Below are 16,828 nucleotides of genomic sequence, written 5' to 3'. Positions count from 1 at the left end.
GCACAACAAACAGCCGCTCCCAAACTTGGGGGCGGCTGAATTTCATAGTAGTATTAGTATATAACAAGAACTTTCTATTAGATTTTAGCAGAAAGGTTCACTCCGCATATAGCGCGTTTGATACTACTGCATTTGTCTCAGGTGTGATGGATGAAGCCTGGGATGATCTTCCACTAAACGCACGAACACGGCGGATTTCTACAACTCTAGGGACTTTACTACCTAGTGAATATGCTGCAGCACTCGAAGTTTTGTATGCAATTGCTGACAGCTGCACTGGTTTTCCGTATCTTTTCTTTCCCGATTTTGTAGAAGTATATGGTCAGGAGGAGAAATATTGGGAACTCTCTATGGCCGCACTGGAGAACTTTACACAGAAATCATCCTCCGAATTCGCCATAAGGACATTTATTCTGGCTGACCCAGAGCGGGCATTATACCAGATGACCATATGGGCTGAACATCCAAATGAACATGTACGACGTCTTGCCAGCGAGGGCTGCCGCCCACGCCTTCCATGGGGACAAGCCCTTCCGATATTTAAGAAGGAGCCTGCTCCGGTATTGTCCATTTTAGAGTTGCTAAGGACAATCCTTCCCTTGTACTTGATACAGCCCGTCGTTGGATCGGCGTAAATCCCGATATGGATTGGATTATACGACAAGGATCCGGTGGTGCACATCTCGCAGGAAGGAGAAAGCACAGTTGGGCTGATTTGACCACAAGACGTCATTATCCTGGCATACACCAAATTGTTCTTCTAGTGAATGGAGTCGAGGTCGCAGAAACGTTGCTAACTCTTGAGAGCTCGTAATTATTAAGATACCTGACCGCTTCTAATAAAAAGATCGTTCCCTGAATATAAGGGAACGATCTTTTTTCTAAATGTTCAGTTCACAATCTCATACAAATTTGTGTTCATTTCCTTCACAAATGGTGCCCAATCCCCTGTTGTATATAGCAAAAGTTGGTGCATCGCTCGCGTACACGCGGTATACAGAAGCTTGCGATCGGCTTCACGGCCATAGGTTTGAGGCGAAGCCTCATAGATCAGAACCGCATCGAACTCAATACCCTTTGCGAGATATACAGGAATAATCATTACTCCCTTATCAAAATAGACCGTCTCTTTCGTAATAAGCTGCAATTCATCGCTTCCTTGAGCCTGTAAAGATTCAAAGACCTTGCGGCTTTCAGCTGCCGTCTTCGTAATGACGGCAATCGAATCGTAGCCCTCGGCTTGAAGCGACGCAATATCTCTCAGTATCTGCGCATTACGCCCCTCCCCAGCTTCTAACCTTGCAAGCTGAGGCTTCGGTCCTCTCCTATCAAATGGTACGATTTCCGATGCATCCAAGAGAAGTTCCTTCGTAAATTCCACAATCTCCCGTGTTGATCGATAACTACGCACCAAGCGGATCAAGTTTGTTTCGACATTGCCAAAAAGTTGAAACAGCGGTGAATCTGTATCCTGCAACTTTGTTGATTGCGTGAAGATTGCCTGACCAAAATCGCCTAGTACTGTCATGCGGGCACGAGGAAATAGCTTTTTAAGATATTCATATTGAAACGGCGAATAATCCTGCCCCTCATCGACGAAGACATGGCGAATTTCCGTGTTCGTCCGAACGCCTTCAAGCAGTTCTTTTAAATACAAGTACGGAGTCGCATCTTCATAGAATAATTCGTTCTGATCTAGCTTTTCTTTGGTTTGTTGGCAGATTTCGGACCATAGAACAGGAATCTCATCCTCTTCCGTCTTCTCTCGATAACCCGCCTTATCATCAAACAGCTGTGCGTATAGCCCTTGGACATTGATGAAAGAAAAATTCTTCACGCTTCGTCTTACCGGTTTGAAGCTCTGCTTCACAATTCTCTGGCTGAGCAACTCTTTCTCCCGGTCGGCAAAATCGAAGTCACTTTCATCCTCCCGACGCTTTTTAGTTATTATCTCGTAAACCTCGGCGTAACGCTCAGAGATGTCAAACACTTCCCGATCCTTGTGCAGCTCACCAAAAACTTCCGCATATTGTTCGATGTCGAGATAATTTAATTCCTCCTCCACCCAAGAGGCTTCGCGTTCTTTACGTTCTATGATCGATAGTTCCTTCATAAGCCATTTCTGCAGAAGATCTACACGGTTGGCCAAGCTCAATGAGGGGTCATAACTGTAAAATTGTGAGTTTATCTGCTCCGCAGTGATCAGATCACGATCATGAAACCGAACACTTCCGAACATCATCCCTTCCCGTCCTAGCCACTTTGCATAGTTCTGCAAAGCTCTCAAGTAAGCCTCAGACGCCTTGTATTTCATCCCCTGAAGCCGAGCTTCATAATTTGGTGTTGATTGGGCGGTCAGCACATATTCGATCTGATCGAACGGGTCTTCTAGTCGCAAAGATGAACCAAGCCAATATTCGAGATATTCCTGGAAAGTCGTCTGCTGCATATTCTCCTCCCCGAGTTCAGGAAGCACGGAGGATACATAGCTGTTAAAGATCGGATTTGGCGAGAAAAGAACGACCTGATCTGCCTTAAGTGTATCGCGGTTCTTATACAGTAGGTAGGCCACACGCTGCAAAGCCGCGGAAGTCTTCCCACTTCCAGCCGCCCCTGTACGATAAGCAGCCGACTGTGATCGTCTCGGATAATCGCGTTCTGTTCCCTCTGGATCGTTGCTACTATACTTTTCATTTGCGAATCCGCGCCTTTAGACAATACTCGCTGGAGCAACTCGTCTCCAATCGTTTCGTTCGCATCAAACATATTGCGGATCTGTCCATTTTGGATCTGATACTGCCGTTTCAGGTCCATCGTCCCCGTGATTCTCCCGACCGGCGTGTCGTAAAAGGCTTCACCGGGAGAATGATCGTAGTAGAGACTCGCGATAGGGGTACGCCAATCATATACCAGGAAGCTCAATCCATCTTTTTCCATGAAAGAAGATACACCGATATAAATCTGCTCGGTCAAATCCAAGTCATCCTCTTGAAAATCGATACGTCCAAAATATGGTGAGGACAACAGGCGATTTAAGTTCTTCCATTGCTGGCTAAGAAGCCGATGACGGCGCTCTCGCTCGGATAATACCGCGGCTTGTTGTTTAATGGTATAAAATGTCTCTTCAAAGTCCTCGTCCGAACTTGTATTGACCGTCACTTCATCCCAGAATCGTCTGCGAATTTCGGAAGCCTGCTCGCGCGTCCCGGTAACCTCCGGCTCCAGCTCGTCGATTCTTGCTTGCAGTTTATCCCTGACTTGATCCAGTCGTTCTTGTTCTATTTGCCATTCTTTTGCTTTGTTATTCATCTGAACACGCTCCTTTTCCGTCCGGGTAAAATGGGCATTGACAAATCACTGGTCACTGGTATACAATAATATTAGGAAGAATAATTATGATTACTAATTTTATGTTCATTTTAGATGCGCTAATGATTATATCATAGCGCTATTGGTGTTTCAATTACTTTTTAAACTTGGTCTACTTGCCAAGTTTTTTCATTATTTAGCAAGAGGTCTTTAGTCGATACAACAGAAAGAGCGTCTGGGGTCATCTCCAAGACGCTCTTTCTATTTTTCAATTTTTAAAACTTTGAGTTCTGTACTATATAATTCCGCCAGACTAGCTCCCTTCACAAACAAACGCTCAATATTTTTCTCTACTGTAGGATCGGTAACTAAAGGTGGTGCTTGATGCGGCTTAGTACGGGCATCAATGATTAAATTGTCACAACCCCAGTGCTTATGCTCATAAAAGCTATTCACTCCATGAATATCATGGGAAGGATTGCTGCGCGTAAATGTAACCCATAGGAAGTTGTGGATCGATTCACTCAAAAATGAGCTGTCGTCGCAGAGAACAATCATTGGACAGGATTCGAAAGGTCCCTTCTCTTGAAGGGCATCACACAACCCTCGCATTTCTTTCTCTGTATCGGCATAGCTGTTAAATTTAGGACCTTGCATCGCCACAACGCCTGGCATGATAAGCCGAACATTCTCATATCCACGTATGCCCTTTAGATTTTCAGGTACTTCATGGCATAAACTTCTCAATTTATCTCCATATGCCGCAATAACTACTTTACTACCGCTGTTCAGACCTGTCCCGGAATAATCAAGGGTATCAATCGTGGTATTCGTATAAAAATGTATGTCACGACGCAGATCGAGTCGCTCTAAAATATAAGTTAAGAATTTTACTTCATCATGTGAACTAATTGGTTCTTTTTCATCAGCTGTAATAAACAAATATTTAGCCAAGCTTAATTGTCCTGTGCCTAATATTCGATTCGCCAGTGTAAGGAGCTCTGTAGGCCTCTTTACTTGCTGATAAGGTGTATATCTTTCGCTGCCAACTGCGAAGAGCAACGGATGGACCCCGCAGCATCTACTGCATGAACTTCTTTTACCCCGGGATTTCATGCTTGATCGAATCACCAGTCAATTCATGAATAAGCTCGCCAAAAGATGTATCCTCTTGCGGAGGTCTTCCTACGACTGTGAATGGCCAAATCGCATTCGGCTTGGCATATACTTTATGAATTTTCATGACTGGAAAAGGATGAATTAGACTATAGTAACCTAAATGATCCCCAAAAGGTCCTTCTGGTTTTGTATCCTCAGGATATATCTCCCCTGTAATTACAAAATCAGCATCACTGCTAATACAGTAACCATCGACATAGTTGTATTTAAAGTTATGCCCCGACAGCATACCAGCTACCGTCATTTCACTTAATCCTTCCGGCAGAGGCATAACAGCTGCTAAAGTATGTGCTGGCGGACCGCCAATAAAACAGCTTACTTTGAGCGGTTTTCCCATTTTATTTGCCTTCGCCTGATGGACTCCGATTCCCCGATGAATTTGATAATGCAGACCAATTTCTTTATTCATCTCATATTCATTGCCGGTTAATTGAATGCGGTACATGCCTAAATTGGAATTCATAATTCCAGGTTTCTCGGGGTCCTCTGAATAAACCTGCGGCAATGTTACAAAAGCACCACCATCATTAGGCCAATGATGAATCAATGGAAGATCTGAAATTTGAATTTCTTGAGCTGTAACAGGAAGATTACCCCATTTTTTTAACGGAAGTGCTTTAAATGCGGCTAATCCCGTTCCTATATTGCTAAAGGGCTTCTTAAGAGCTTTCATTGGATCGTTCCGAACTGCCATTACATTGTGTACAGAATCCCACGTCTTTCGAAAAATAAATTTACTACGCTCCATTGAACCAAAAAGATTAGAAACCGCACGAAATTGGGATCCTTTTACGCGCTCAAACAGTAAGGCAGGACCTCCCGCCTCATATACTTTCAAATGAATTGCAGCCATCTCAAGATACGGATCAACTTCTTCTCGGATTCGAACCAAATGACCATGCTTCTCTAAATCAATGAGGCAATCTTCTAAATTGCGATACATTATAGTTAGCTCCATTCTGCATATATAAGATCATTATTTCACTTCATCATATCTAAATTATAAACGATAGTAATTTAATTATCAGTTTAAATACTTTCAACAGATTTACAAAAACACATATATACGGATTAACAACTTCGACTGATAAATTGGATAGTGGGAACAACTATCATTGAATTATCCTACTCAACGATCTGTAACTCTCTCCAATCGGAGGTAGCCATCTTGTTACTTTTGGTCAATAATTTCAAACCTACACCTGATAAGACCTCTCTAATCGGATAATACGTTCGATTCTTCCATACGATCTGCTTCTTAGGATCCAAAGTATATGATTTGTCCTGATAAGTCACGGTTGTCTCACCAGCCTCAGTAATGACAGTCCCGCCCAACAAGTCCATTAATTCTGAGACAGGTGAATACGTGGTTAGATCAGCGATTCGGAATGTCCCTTGACCACTGTATTGCATGTAGTTACCCTTAAAGCTAACTGGAATTGGATCATTTCCGGTTAAGTAATCATTCAGGCTAAAAGTATAGTACGGCGGTCTAAAATTATCGACAACATTTCCATATCTTCGGGGCGTAGTCACTTTGGAATCAATAACTCGATACGCACCAGAACTTAACAGACCCGATTGGTAAATATGATCCGTACCGGCGGTCCAACTGATTCCAAATTCACTCCCGGAAGATGATCCGGTCGTATTAATTGGGATTGTTTGAACCAACTTTCCCGTTTCAGTATCAAAGATACGGTATTCTTCCTTGCCCTTAACTCTTCTTTTGTTCTCAGTGAAGTTCACCCAAAAGATGATATATTTCCCCCTGGACTGATCTGTGCCACTGCGAAGGCATAGTCCGGACGTTCTGTATTCGTCTCAAACAGGGTCCGAATTTGACCATTAATGATGAGCTCGTGCTTGAAGTGATTTTTAGTCTTAGATTGCTTAAAGACGACCGAACTGCTTAGCCTTTTCTTGTATACAAAATCATCCGAAGCATTTACTTTGTATGAATGAAGCTTTGCAATAGAACCATCTGGCTTAATCTCGTAGGGAAATTCACCAGGATAAGTTACATACCCATTTTTTTTAGAATCATAGTATTCCCCCGCCTCGACATATAGCGCCCCTATTGATGGCTCAGGATCAAAGTAATTTCTATACAGAAAATTTGTTATAAATGAATTTGAATGTTCCTTTGGCTGCTCCTTGGCCTTATGTATTAACTTATTCGTTGCTAAAGAATAAACCAGGTATTCTCTTCTTCCCTTTTCAATGACATACAACCCTGCATCCGGATATACTCCATCAATCTTTCCGTCAGCGATAGTACGATCAGCAATTTGGGTGAACAATTTGCTCTGGCTATCATATTTTATTATTTTCTCTGTCGTTCCACCTTTGAGTACCGCGTATGTAACCAGAGGATTTTTCGTATTCATCCCCCATGCACTTTCAAAATAGTAATTGGTAGAAGTATCAATAAAGTCTATAATGGCATCTTCATATGTAAATAAGCCTGTAGAGAAATCTACTTTTGTCATCCTTACAATAGGAAAGCCTGTTTCATTTTTCCTATATTTGTGACCCATCCATTCAAAATATAACTTTTCCCGTACTAAGCTCTTACTGTCAGGATTACTGAACACGGTTCTTACCGGAGCAATCATTTCGAATACCAGAAGCAATGCTATAAGTAATGCTACATGTCTTGATTTCCTCATTGAGCCCTCCAAGGTTTTATTTTTTATAGCGACTAACCATTCATTTTGAGGGCAAAGTTGTGGTAGCACGACTTTGTCCTCAGAAAATAAAACGCAACACCATGATAGAGATAATCCCGACCACTACAGTCCCTAACAAACTACGCGTCAATTTAGCCACGATGAAAGTTGGCAATGCAGCCAATAACTCTAGGTTGCTTTGTAAGGGAACATTTCCCCATTCTTCATTAGTAACTCTTGCCCTACTAACGCCGCCATGACTGCGATTGGAACATAATTCAGCCAGCGCATTCCCCATTCGGGTATTTGTATGCGACTAAGCACAACAAGCGGAAGCACCCTTGGAATGAGCGTGACGATAGATGCCCCGATTATAATCATAAGAATTGACCATCTTATTTCCATTTTTCCACCACCATTCCAATTGTCGAGGCAAAGATTGTAGCCACGATGACACCTACACTTGCAGAAGTCACTAGAGATACGCCTACAACAATGACAACTGCACTTACAGCAACCACAATATCTACGGCCACTTTCGCCCGACTCACCATCAGCAGAACTAACAATCCGATAAACATGGCTGGCAATGCAAAGTCCAGGCCAAATTTCTGAGGATCTGTAATCCACTGTCCCAAAAATGCCCCTGCGACGTTGGCGATGACCCAATTTAGATAAGCTGTTACATTAAGGCCGTGCATCCATTTGTCACTGATGTATGTCTTGTTCGTTGTCTGAGCTATGGCGACACCAAATGTCTCATCCGTGAGCAAAGAGCCTATCAACATGTTCTTCAAGGGAGATAAATGTCTGAAATAAGGTGATAAGGCCGCACTCAATAAAAGGTGGCGGAGATTTACAAAGAATATCGTAAATATAATAGCCGAAGCCGAGCCATTTGCCGCTACCATCCCGGCTAAGATGAATTGAGCGGATCCAGCATATACAAGTAAGCTCATAAGGGTAATTTCTGTGATGCTTAGTCCAGATGTTGTTCCTAGCACTCCAGCAGCAAACCCAATACTCAAGTAACCCAATAATGTAGGAATACAATCTTTTACTCCCTGTAAAAAGCTCTCTTCACTACTAACTTCAACCCCATGTTGTTTGATTTGCAAATTCTCTTGCATCTTATGATTCTCTCCACCTTTTCTCTTTCTATGTCCACATTTTAATAGAATAACAATCGATCTTCCGAGTTAGTTGCTAGTTATTGTTTTTCTGTATTCAGTTGGGAGACTCCCCATATTTTTTTAAAGGTTTCGGCAAAATAACTTGAACTACTAAACCCGCAGGCAGTCGAGATTTCTGTCATGTTAAGACCATCGTTAGTCATGAAGTCTACACTTTTTTGGATACGATAGCTTGTAAGGTATTCTATCGGCGATTTTTTCAGGGAATTTCTAAATAAAGTGCAGCATTTACTACGGCCAACAGATCCAGCAGCAGCAATCTCTTGTAAACTGATATATTCTGCAAAATGGGATTGAATGTATCCTAGCATATTTTTAAGTGCGTTCATATCCTTGGAGTGCTCCTGGTGTAGTCCATGATTTCCAACCGTATTCTGATATAAATGTAAAAATAATAACTCAAACTGACTGAGAGCTAGAAGTTCATAGCCTTCCACTTGTTCATGACATAGTTCATATAGCTTTCTGATGTATTGAAGCGCCTCCTTTTGCCAAGCAGTTTCCTCTCTTAAAATAATGGCATTACTCAGGTGATCCTGTAATAACGGCCGAATATATTTATTTTCTATATGAGAATTCCGCACAAGAAGCTGAGGGCTGAGCAATAACACGAGAAAATCGCAATCATCATCCTTATGACCATAGCCATAGTGCAACCGATTTGAGTTAACAAAAATACCTTCCCCTTTTTGAAGGATATAGTTTTCCCGTCCACAAAGTAATTCATGGAGCCGTCCAAAACGACTATAAACTCCAAATCTATATGCCAATGGCAGCTCGCGCTTCGATTGTAAAAATAAGATAATTGGGATTGTCTCGTTCGAATAGGAAGATAAGGAGTATCGTATTCAATGATTTCCGACAGATTGTCAGCAACATTCAGCTGTGTCATATTCCCTCCTGAAAATACGATTGTTATATAAATATGGTTAATTTCGATATAATCGAAAATAGTTATGCACTATAATTATAAAATAATCCAATGAGATATCAATCCTGTATAGAAAGAAGGTCGTAAGCATGTCTCAACGCGATAATATAAAAAATGGAAAGCTCTTTACGGATATGGGCGAAGGATTGCCGGAGGAACGCCTTAAAGGAAAAGAACTAGTATATGACTTTAACCATACTAGACCCTCAGAGGTAGAAAAACGAGTTGCCTTGGCTCATGAGCTATTCGGGAATTATGGTTCTAATTGTTGGATCGAGCCTCCACTGCATATCTGTTATGGCTCCCACACGTTTATTGGAGACGGTTTCTATGCCAATACGAACCTAACCATTATAGATGATACGACGGTTACGATCGGAAATGGCGTCTTAATCGGACCTAACGTAACCATATGTACGGTAGGGCATCCCGTTGATCCGGAATTACGTGCGACCGGGCAAATGTATGCCTTCCCTGTTGTGATTGAAGATGGCGTATGGATCGGAAGCGGCGCTATTATTAATCCTGGCGTAACGATTGGCAAGAACAGTGTAATTGGTGCAGGAAGCATCGTCACGAAGGATGTGCCTTCGGGTGTAATTGCCGTTGGGAACCCATGCAGAGTGCAGCGTGAAATCAATGAAGAGGATAAAATTTACTATTACAAGAACCGGCGAGTCGAACCATCATGAGTCTCTTGGTAAGAGACCGAAGCTTCTACAAAAGCTTCTTCAGTTTAACGCTGATTATTGGTCTGCAAAACGCAATTACGATAGCGGTTAACCTCTCGGATAACCTAATCCTTGGCGGGTATAGTGAAATAGCCCTCTCTGCATCGTCGCTAGCTAATCAGATTCAGTTTATCGCAACGTTTCTGATGATCGGCTGCTCTCAAAGCGTCATCATTATGGCTTCTCGCTTTTGGGGAGAGAATGAGGTCCAACCTATTCGAAAAGTCGTTGGTGCCGGCATGGCGATTTCGATTTGTATCGGCGTTCTTATGTGGCTGGTAGCTCTCTGTTCTTCATCGTGGCTTTTATCCGCAATGACGAATGATGTCCGGTGATTCAAGAAGGAGCTAAGTTTTTAACGATCATTTCTTTTTCCTATGTCTTTTTTGCCATCACCAATGTTCTATTAGCTACACTAAGAAGCGTGGAAATCGTCAAAATCGGCCTGATTGTATCTCTATGTACACTGGTTATTAATGTCACGCTTAATTATGGATTGGTATATGGGTATGGCGGGCTGCCAAAATTAGGACTCGAAGGATCAGCCACAGCTACCTTAATCTCCCGCATCGTGGAGTGCTTCATCGTCATCATGTATGTACTGAAGCATAACCAGGCCTTACGTCTTCAGTTGCACGACTTCTTCAATCTGGATCGGCTGATCCTGAAGCAATATACCAAAATTGCGCTGCCTATTTTATTATCGAGCTTCTCTTGGGCTGGAGCTATGGCTGTACAGACAGGAATTCTTGGTCATATGGGAACCTCCGCCATCGCAGCCAATAGCGTAGCAACAACTATATTTCAGTTCGTGACGGTCATATCCTATGCTTCCGCCACTTCTTCTGCGATTATTATGGGAAAAACGGTGGGAGAAGGCATATTCCAAAAAATCAAGGCTTATAGCCAAACACTACAGGTCCTGTACCTTCTGATTGGTGTGTTAACCGGCATCATCTTGTTTATTGCTAAAGACCACGTTCTTTTCCTCTACTCTATTTCGGATGAGGCCAAAGACCTTGCTGCAGCGTTCATGACTATACTCTCTATCACCGTGATCGGAACATCTTATGAAATGCCCGCCTTATCTGGGATTATACAAAGCGGCGGGGATACAACCTTCGTGATGTATAATGACTTTATCTTTATGTGGCTACTGATTTTGCCAGCCTCGTTGCTAGGAACATTTGTGTTAAACTTCTCACCGGTAATTATTTTTATAGTTCTTAAAAGTGATCAGATCCTTAAGTGCTTTGTAGCGCTTGTCAAAGTAAATCGATACAAGTGGATCAAAGTGATGGAACATTAACCGAAGGTAGAATGGTATTTGATTCGTTTTTTTGGATCATCGACAAGCATATCCCCGGCAGCTTACTCTCCCTTCCTCTGACGAAGCATCAGCCGATACGCCCCTGGAGTCATGCCAAGCTTGGCCGTAAACAGACGCACCATATAGTTAGGATCACGGATCCCTACCTTTTCCGCGATCTCGGAAATACCAAGCACCGTTCCTCCCAGCAATTTTTTGGCCTCCTCCAGACGCAGGTGCAACACATACTGCAGCGGACTTTTGCCGATATGTCTCTTCATGCATCTCGTGATGTAATTCGCCTGGAAATGCAGGCTTGCCTCCAATTCTGAAAGCTGATACGGCTGCCTCCAATGTTCGTTCAAATACGCTACGGCAGCCCTGGCCAGCCGCAAGGAAGGCTCCGGTTCGGATGTCCGCACACATTCTGTCTGCAGCGCCGCGAACAGCTCGGCAAGCAACAGATGGAGCCGCAGTGCAGTTTCTACGTTCAACCCATTGTGGATATCGTCCAATTCGCGTAACAGCGGCACTATGCTTTGTACATCAACGGAAGCGAATTTCGGCAAGTACATCCGCTGCTGCGAGGACGGCTCGACATCCTCATCCGTACCTTTTGACAGCAGGGTCGACCAAGGAATATGCTCCTGCCGGATGTGCGTTGCCGGATGTCCATGGACGAAATGCACCCAATAAATCTCTGTATCCTCCAAGCAGGATCGATGCCCGAAATGCGGTAACCCCGCTTCCAACACTAGCATCTTTCCTGCACCGATTTCATATTCCGTCTCATCTTCCGTCATATAGAGCGTTCCCCTCGTTACCAGAAGCAGGTCGTATACACCAAAGACGCGAGCGAAATGCTGGTCTCCTGGCTTCCGTACGGCATGTCCCGCCATTAAGAATTGCGGCAGCGGCGGAATGGCAAATTCCAGACAATACACGTCGATTCTCTCCAATCCACAAGTCCGTTTTGTGCTATCCAAAGTTCATATTATCACTGGTTGCTCCCATGTAAAAGAGGTACATTGAACACAAGAAATCGCTCTAATATACCAGTAAAGGAGCTGTTCAAGCATGCGTTTCCGTCAAGTTCATCTCGATTTTCATACTTCTGAGGCTATCCCAGGCATCGGAAGCCAGTTTTCCAGATCTCAGTTCCAGAATATGCTGCGCATCGGACATGTCGATTCTATAACTGTCTTTTCGAAATGCCATCACGGCTGGGCCTATCATCCTAGTGAAGCTAATACTATGCATCCGCATCTCACGTTCGATCTGCTCGGCGAAATGATTTCCGCCGCTCATGAAATCAGCGTCAAAACGCCAGTGTACCTCTCCGCCGGCCTCGATGAGAAGCTTGCCAGGCGCCATCCCGAATGGTTATGCCGTGATGCAGAAGACCGGACACGATGGGCGAGAGATTTCATGACACCAGGCTACCACGAGTTTTGCTTCAATACACCTTACCTGGACATCTTACTGGCACAAATCCATGAGGTCGTCTCCAACTATGATGCGGACGGCATTTTCCTCGACATCGTCGGAATTCGTGAATGCCGATGCCAGTATTGCGTGGCCGCGCTTCGGGAGGCCGGACAGGATCCACGCGACAAAGCAGCTGTTGCCGCCTTGGGCGAACGAACTTACCTGAACTATACCCGGCGAGTACGAGGAACGGTTGATGCTGTCAAGCCAGGCCTTCCGGTCTTTCATAACAGCGGTCATCAACTGCGAGGCCGCCGTGATCTTGCCCATGTCAACAGCCATCTGGAACTTGAATCGCTGCCGACCGGGGGCTGGGGCTATGATCACTTTCCGCTTTCGGCGCGCTACGTCCAATCGCTGGGCATGGACTATCTTGGCATGACGGGAAAATTCCACACCTCATGGGCGAATTCGGCGGGTATAAGCATCCAAATGCGCTGCGCTTCGAGACGGCACTCAGCCTAGCCCACGGTGCCAAATGCTCGATCGGCGACCAGCTTCATCCGTCGGGACTGATGGATGAGGCGACCTATGCCCTGATCGGTTCCGCCTATGCTGAAGTAGAAGCGAAAGAGCCATGGTGTCGCAGCACTTCATCTGTGGCAGACATCGCCGTCTTGTCGTTGGAAGCGGCTCGCGAGGCTTGCCCGGACACCCAGGAGAAGAACGAACGAACCAATCTGGCTGATGCAGGAGCAGTACGAATTCTGACCGAGGGTCATTATCTGTACGACATAGTGGATGTCGATGCGGATCTCAGCCGTTACAAAGTGTTGATTCTACCGGATGAGGTGTCGGTATGGTCGAAATTGAGGGATGCCATCAACATATTTACAGCTAACGGCGGAAAAGTTCTAGCAACGGGGTGTTCGGGCCTAAATGCGGCCGGCGATACTTTTATGCTTGAAATGGGATTGGAATGGAAAGGTACCAACCCGTACCAGCCGTCTTATTTTCATCCGGACTTCTCTCCAGGCTTCCTTTTGCCCGCTTCATTTGTTATGTACGGAGAAGGACAACTGGTGGAACTGAACGGTGGCCATTCACTTGGCCGACGGGAGAATCCGTATTTCAACCGCGACGTCTTTACCTTCAGCTCGCATTTACATACCCCGAGCGCCGGAGAGGATAACGGACCTGGTATGATCGAAAGCCAGAACGGCATCTATATCGCCTGGAATGTATTCGGCGACTATGCAGATAATGGCCACCTCATCCTGAAAGAGATGGTAATACATGCTCTTTCCCGGCTGTTGCCGCGGCCGTCCCTGAGCTGCGATTTGCCAGCTCAAGGCATCGCTACGCTCCAATATCAAGCTCAGGAGAATCGCTACATCAATCACTTATTGTATGCCTCCCCCGTACTGAAAGGGCGTGTTGAAGTCATCGAGGACATCGTACCGCTGCAGGACGTTGACGTCAGCTTGCGTCTCCCTGCTTCCGCAACAATTAAGCGGGTCTATATGGCCCCGTCTATGGAGGAGCTTCCCTATAAGACCGACGAGTATGGCGAAATCAAGTATACGGTTCCGTATTTAGAGAATCATCAGATGGTCGTATTGGAGCTGGTGTAAGCTCAAAGCTAAGCCACCTGCTGATATGACTATAATTTCCATTTGATCTAATTTATCGGACATTATTGACCGTTAATTAGATATGATAAGGCTGCTTTCCATTTCCCCTCGTATAACATGCCATACTGCTGTCAGGTTATATCTGATAAAATTCGGATATAGTTAGCACAAAGACATAGATCGATCAGTGCTTACGTTGAAGGAGGATATACATTGGCGGAATTATTAAAAGATATCTATAATGAGAAGTTTTTATTAGATTTTAGTAAAAAGGTTCAATCCGCTTATAGCGTTTTTGATACTAAGGCATTTGTAGCGGCAATGATGGATGATACATGGGATACGCTTCCGCTTAAAGCCCGGACACGACGGATATCCGAAAAACTTGGGCTTTATCTTCCTCATGACTATGCCGCTGCGCTGGAGATTTTGTATACCATTGCGGACAGCTGCGTTGGTTTTCCCTATCTTTTCTTTCCGGACTTTGTAGAAGTATATGGTCGGGAGGAAAAGCACTGGGAGCTCTCTATGAACGCGTTAGAGAACTTTACACAGAAATCGTCCGCCGAATTCGCCATAAGGTCATTTATCCTGTCGGACCCGGAACGGGCAATGCGCCGAATGAATATATGGGCTAAGCACCCCAATGAGCATGTACGACGGCTTGCCAGCGAAGGCTGTCGCCCGCGTCTTCCCTGGGACAAGCCCTTCCAATGTTTAAAGAGGATCCAACCCCGGTATTGTCCATCCTTGAGTTGCTCAAGGCAGATCCTTCCCTGTATGTGCGCAAGAGCGTCGCTAATAATCTCAATGACATTGCAAAGGACAATCCCGCCTTGGTGCTTAAAACCGGGCAACGCTGGATCGGCACGCATTCTGATACGGATTGGATCATACGACAGGGATGCCGCACATTAGTTCGCAGAGCGATCCCTGAAGCTATGAAGTTATTTGGCTACGCAATCTCTACAGAGGAGGTTCCGCTTACTACGTCAGCTTCAATCTCTGTGCAGCCCTCGACTCTAATGATTGGCGATAGCTGTGAAATACAATATAACCTTGATATTCGCGAAGGTGAAACATTACATGTTCGTATTGAGTATGGGATTTACTTCATTAAGGCAAACGGGAAGCCAACGCGTAAATTATTTCTGCTGTCCGATAAGACCGTACCCGGCGGTTCACATCTTACTGGAACGAGAAGACATAGCTGGGCTGATCTGACCACACGGCGCCATTATCCGGGTCAGCACAAAATTGTGCTTCTTGTGAATGGAATAGAGGTCGCTGAAACGTTACTGGTCCTCGAAACCCCATGATTACTGTTTCTCAAAAGTTCTTATACATGTAGTTTAATGGAAGAACTAACTATCTTCCCCGTATCCGCAATGTTATAATCTGCTAATAAGTAAGTTAGTTAAAAGGAGATGTTCTTATGAATGATTTTCGCAATCCGCCCGGACAATATGATCCCCATATACACAAACAGCGGCATGAAGAGAAACAGAGAATGGGCTCCGATTATTTCAGGGAAGTACTCTGGAATTCGGCTAGTTTGCTTATTGCCTTTGGAATTATTGTTTTGATTTTTTTCCTTATCAAATTTTTTATCTAATAGGACAATTTATTTATAATGCGACTTTTGAATTCAGACAAAAAGCATCCCCACAATCACTTGTGGGGATACTCTAAATATTAATCGGTCATTATACTAATATTATACGGGCAATATTTCTATAAAAAAATCTCCGTCTTACTAACACTCCTCTAACTCTAAAACGAAGAATAAGAGAGAGAAGACCGGCAAAGACGATCACTCCTTCAATACGCCTTCCAGACTTGAGCACAACAATTACACGGCGACCAACATTTCGTCTAGCAAAATCGCGAATTTCGATTAGTGTCAATATGTTCACCTCCAATCTCTGAAGATGATCATATTTTATGTGAATCAATTTATTCGGATTGTGCTTTTAACTGGTAAAGTCTTATTTCATTCTAAAACCAACCTTTATCCCCTACCCTATCCCATATAGCGCTTGATTTAAAATGAGCATATCACTTATCTCCTAAATGATATGAAGTAACATTTTCCCCATCATCCACACTGCTACGCCAGTTCCCCACAGGATCAGAGCGCCGCCAACCGAACCATATTGCTATTCGTTTACCATTTGATTTTGATATTGAAGTCGGAGTCTTTAATTTTCGTGCTGCGAGCATAAGTGAGGCACCACCGATGAACATTACAATCCCTATGGCGTTAGCTGTGACTAACAACAATGGAGTCCCCAAACCCTGCAATCCCATGATTCCAATATATGCCCATAGGGTACCGAATAAAGCCATGAAAATAACTCCGCCTGCAAATCCGCGTACAACAGCACTAGAAATGGTTCTTGAAGGTTGTATCATATGCATATCTCCTTCTCGCTAAACTGA

At 44.1% G+C, this 16,828-nt stretch carries 9 protein-coding genes and 6 pseudogenes; 6 read left to right on the top strand and 9 right to left on the bottom strand.

The features are described from left to right. Positions 1-35 precede the first annotated feature (35 nt). Positions 36-814: pseudogene (locus RE628_RS13730) on the top strand (hypothetical protein). A gap of 75 nt (positions 815-889) precedes the next feature. Here RE628_RS13730 and helD read toward each other — a convergent pair. The 7 genes and pseudogenes from helD to RE628_RS13695 form a co-directional block, all read right to left on the bottom strand. Beyond that, positions 890-3,309, bottom strand: a pseudogene (gene helD / locus RE628_RS13725) (RNA polymerase recycling motor HelD). A gap of 261 nt (positions 3,310-3,570) precedes the next feature. Next, a pseudogene (locus tag RE628_RS13720) lies at positions 3,571-5,431 on the bottom strand (UbiD family decarboxylase). Between the two features lie 182 nt (positions 5,432-5,613). Further along, positions 5,614-6,237: a hypothetical protein gene (locus RE628_RS13715; RefSeq protein WP_309159174.1), complete on the bottom strand. Its 624-nt coding sequence runs from the start codon at positions 6,235-6,237 to the stop codon at positions 5,614-5,616. Continuing rightward, on the bottom strand, positions 6,234-7,160 hold the full coding sequence (locus tag RE628_RS13710; protein WP_309159173.1) for a hypothetical protein: 927 nt from the start codon (positions 7,158-7,160) through the stop codon (positions 6,234-6,236). The genes RE628_RS13715 and RE628_RS13710 overlap by 4 nt, the downstream gene beginning before the upstream one ends. A gap of 79 nt (positions 7,161-7,239) precedes the next feature. Beyond that, a pseudogene (locus RE628_RS13705) lies at positions 7,240-7,565 on the bottom strand (AzlD domain-containing protein). Continuing rightward, on the bottom strand, positions 7,556-8,290 hold the full coding sequence (locus tag RE628_RS13700; RefSeq protein WP_309159172.1) for an AzlC family ABC transporter permease: 735 nt from the start codon (positions 8,288-8,290) through the stop codon (positions 7,556-7,558). The pseudogene RE628_RS13705 and the gene RE628_RS13700 overlap by 10 nt, the downstream one beginning before the upstream one ends. Positions 8,291-8,370: 80 nt before the next feature. After that, on the bottom strand, positions 8,371-9,123 hold the full coding sequence (locus tag RE628_RS13695; RefSeq protein WP_309159171.1) for an AraC family transcriptional regulator: 753 nt from the start codon (positions 9,121-9,123) through the stop codon (positions 8,371-8,373). Between the two features lie 250 nt (positions 9,124-9,373). Between RE628_RS13695 and RE628_RS13690 the strand changes: the two genes are divergently transcribed. Genes RE628_RS13690 through RE628_RS13680 form a run of 3 tightly spaced genes read left to right on the top strand, consistent with a single transcriptional unit; the run spans position 9,374 to position 11,324 of the window. Further along, positions 9,374-9,976 carry a DapH/DapD/GlmU-related protein gene (locus tag RE628_RS13690; protein ID WP_309159170.1) on the top strand — a complete coding sequence of 201 codons (603 nt, stop codon included), beginning with the start codon at positions 9,374-9,376 and terminating at the stop codon, positions 9,974-9,976. After that, entirely contained in the window at positions 9,973-10,350 is a 378-nt protein-coding gene (locus RE628_RS13685; protein ID WP_309159169.1) for an MATE family efflux transporter, read from the top strand. Before RE628_RS13690 ends, RE628_RS13685 begins: the two co-directional genes overlap by 4 nt. Then, positions 10,347-11,324, top strand: coding sequence for an MATE family efflux transporter (locus RE628_RS13680; RefSeq protein WP_309159168.1), 978 nt, complete (start codon positions 10,347-10,349; stop codon positions 11,322-11,324). Before RE628_RS13685 ends, RE628_RS13680 begins: the two co-directional genes overlap by 4 nt. 62 nt (positions 11,325-11,386) lie before the next feature. Here RE628_RS13680 and RE628_RS13675 read toward each other — a convergent pair whose 3' ends face one another. Further along, positions 11,387-12,310 (bottom strand): AraC family transcriptional regulator, encoded by a 924-nt coding sequence (locus RE628_RS13675; protein WP_309159167.1) that lies wholly within the window; start codon positions 12,308-12,310, stop codon positions 11,387-11,389. A 91-nt stretch (positions 12,311-12,401) separates the two neighbouring features. Here RE628_RS13675 and RE628_RS13670 point away from each other — a divergent pair. Together RE628_RS13670 and RE628_RS13665 are read left to right on the top strand one after the other, a co-directional pair. Next, positions 12,402-14,386 (top strand): annotated as a pseudogene (locus RE628_RS13670) (beta-galactosidase trimerization domain-containing protein). Between the two features lie 213 nt (positions 14,387-14,599). Beyond that, positions 14,600-15,705: pseudogene (locus RE628_RS13665) on the top strand (DNA alkylation repair protein). 739 nt (positions 15,706-16,444) lie between these two features. Here the strand turns inward: RE628_RS13665 and RE628_RS13660 are convergent. Continuing rightward, positions 16,445-16,801 (bottom strand): hypothetical protein, encoded by a 357-nt coding sequence (locus RE628_RS13660; protein WP_309159166.1) that lies wholly within the window; start codon positions 16,799-16,801, stop codon positions 16,445-16,447. Positions 16,802-16,828 lie beyond the last annotated feature (27 nt).

Source organism: Paenibacillus sp. D2_2 (assembly GCF_031199965.1).
Lineage (GTDB): Bacteria > Bacillota > Bacilli > Paenibacillales > Paenibacillaceae > Fontibacillus.
This window is presented reverse-complemented; position numbering and strand designations above follow the sequence as displayed.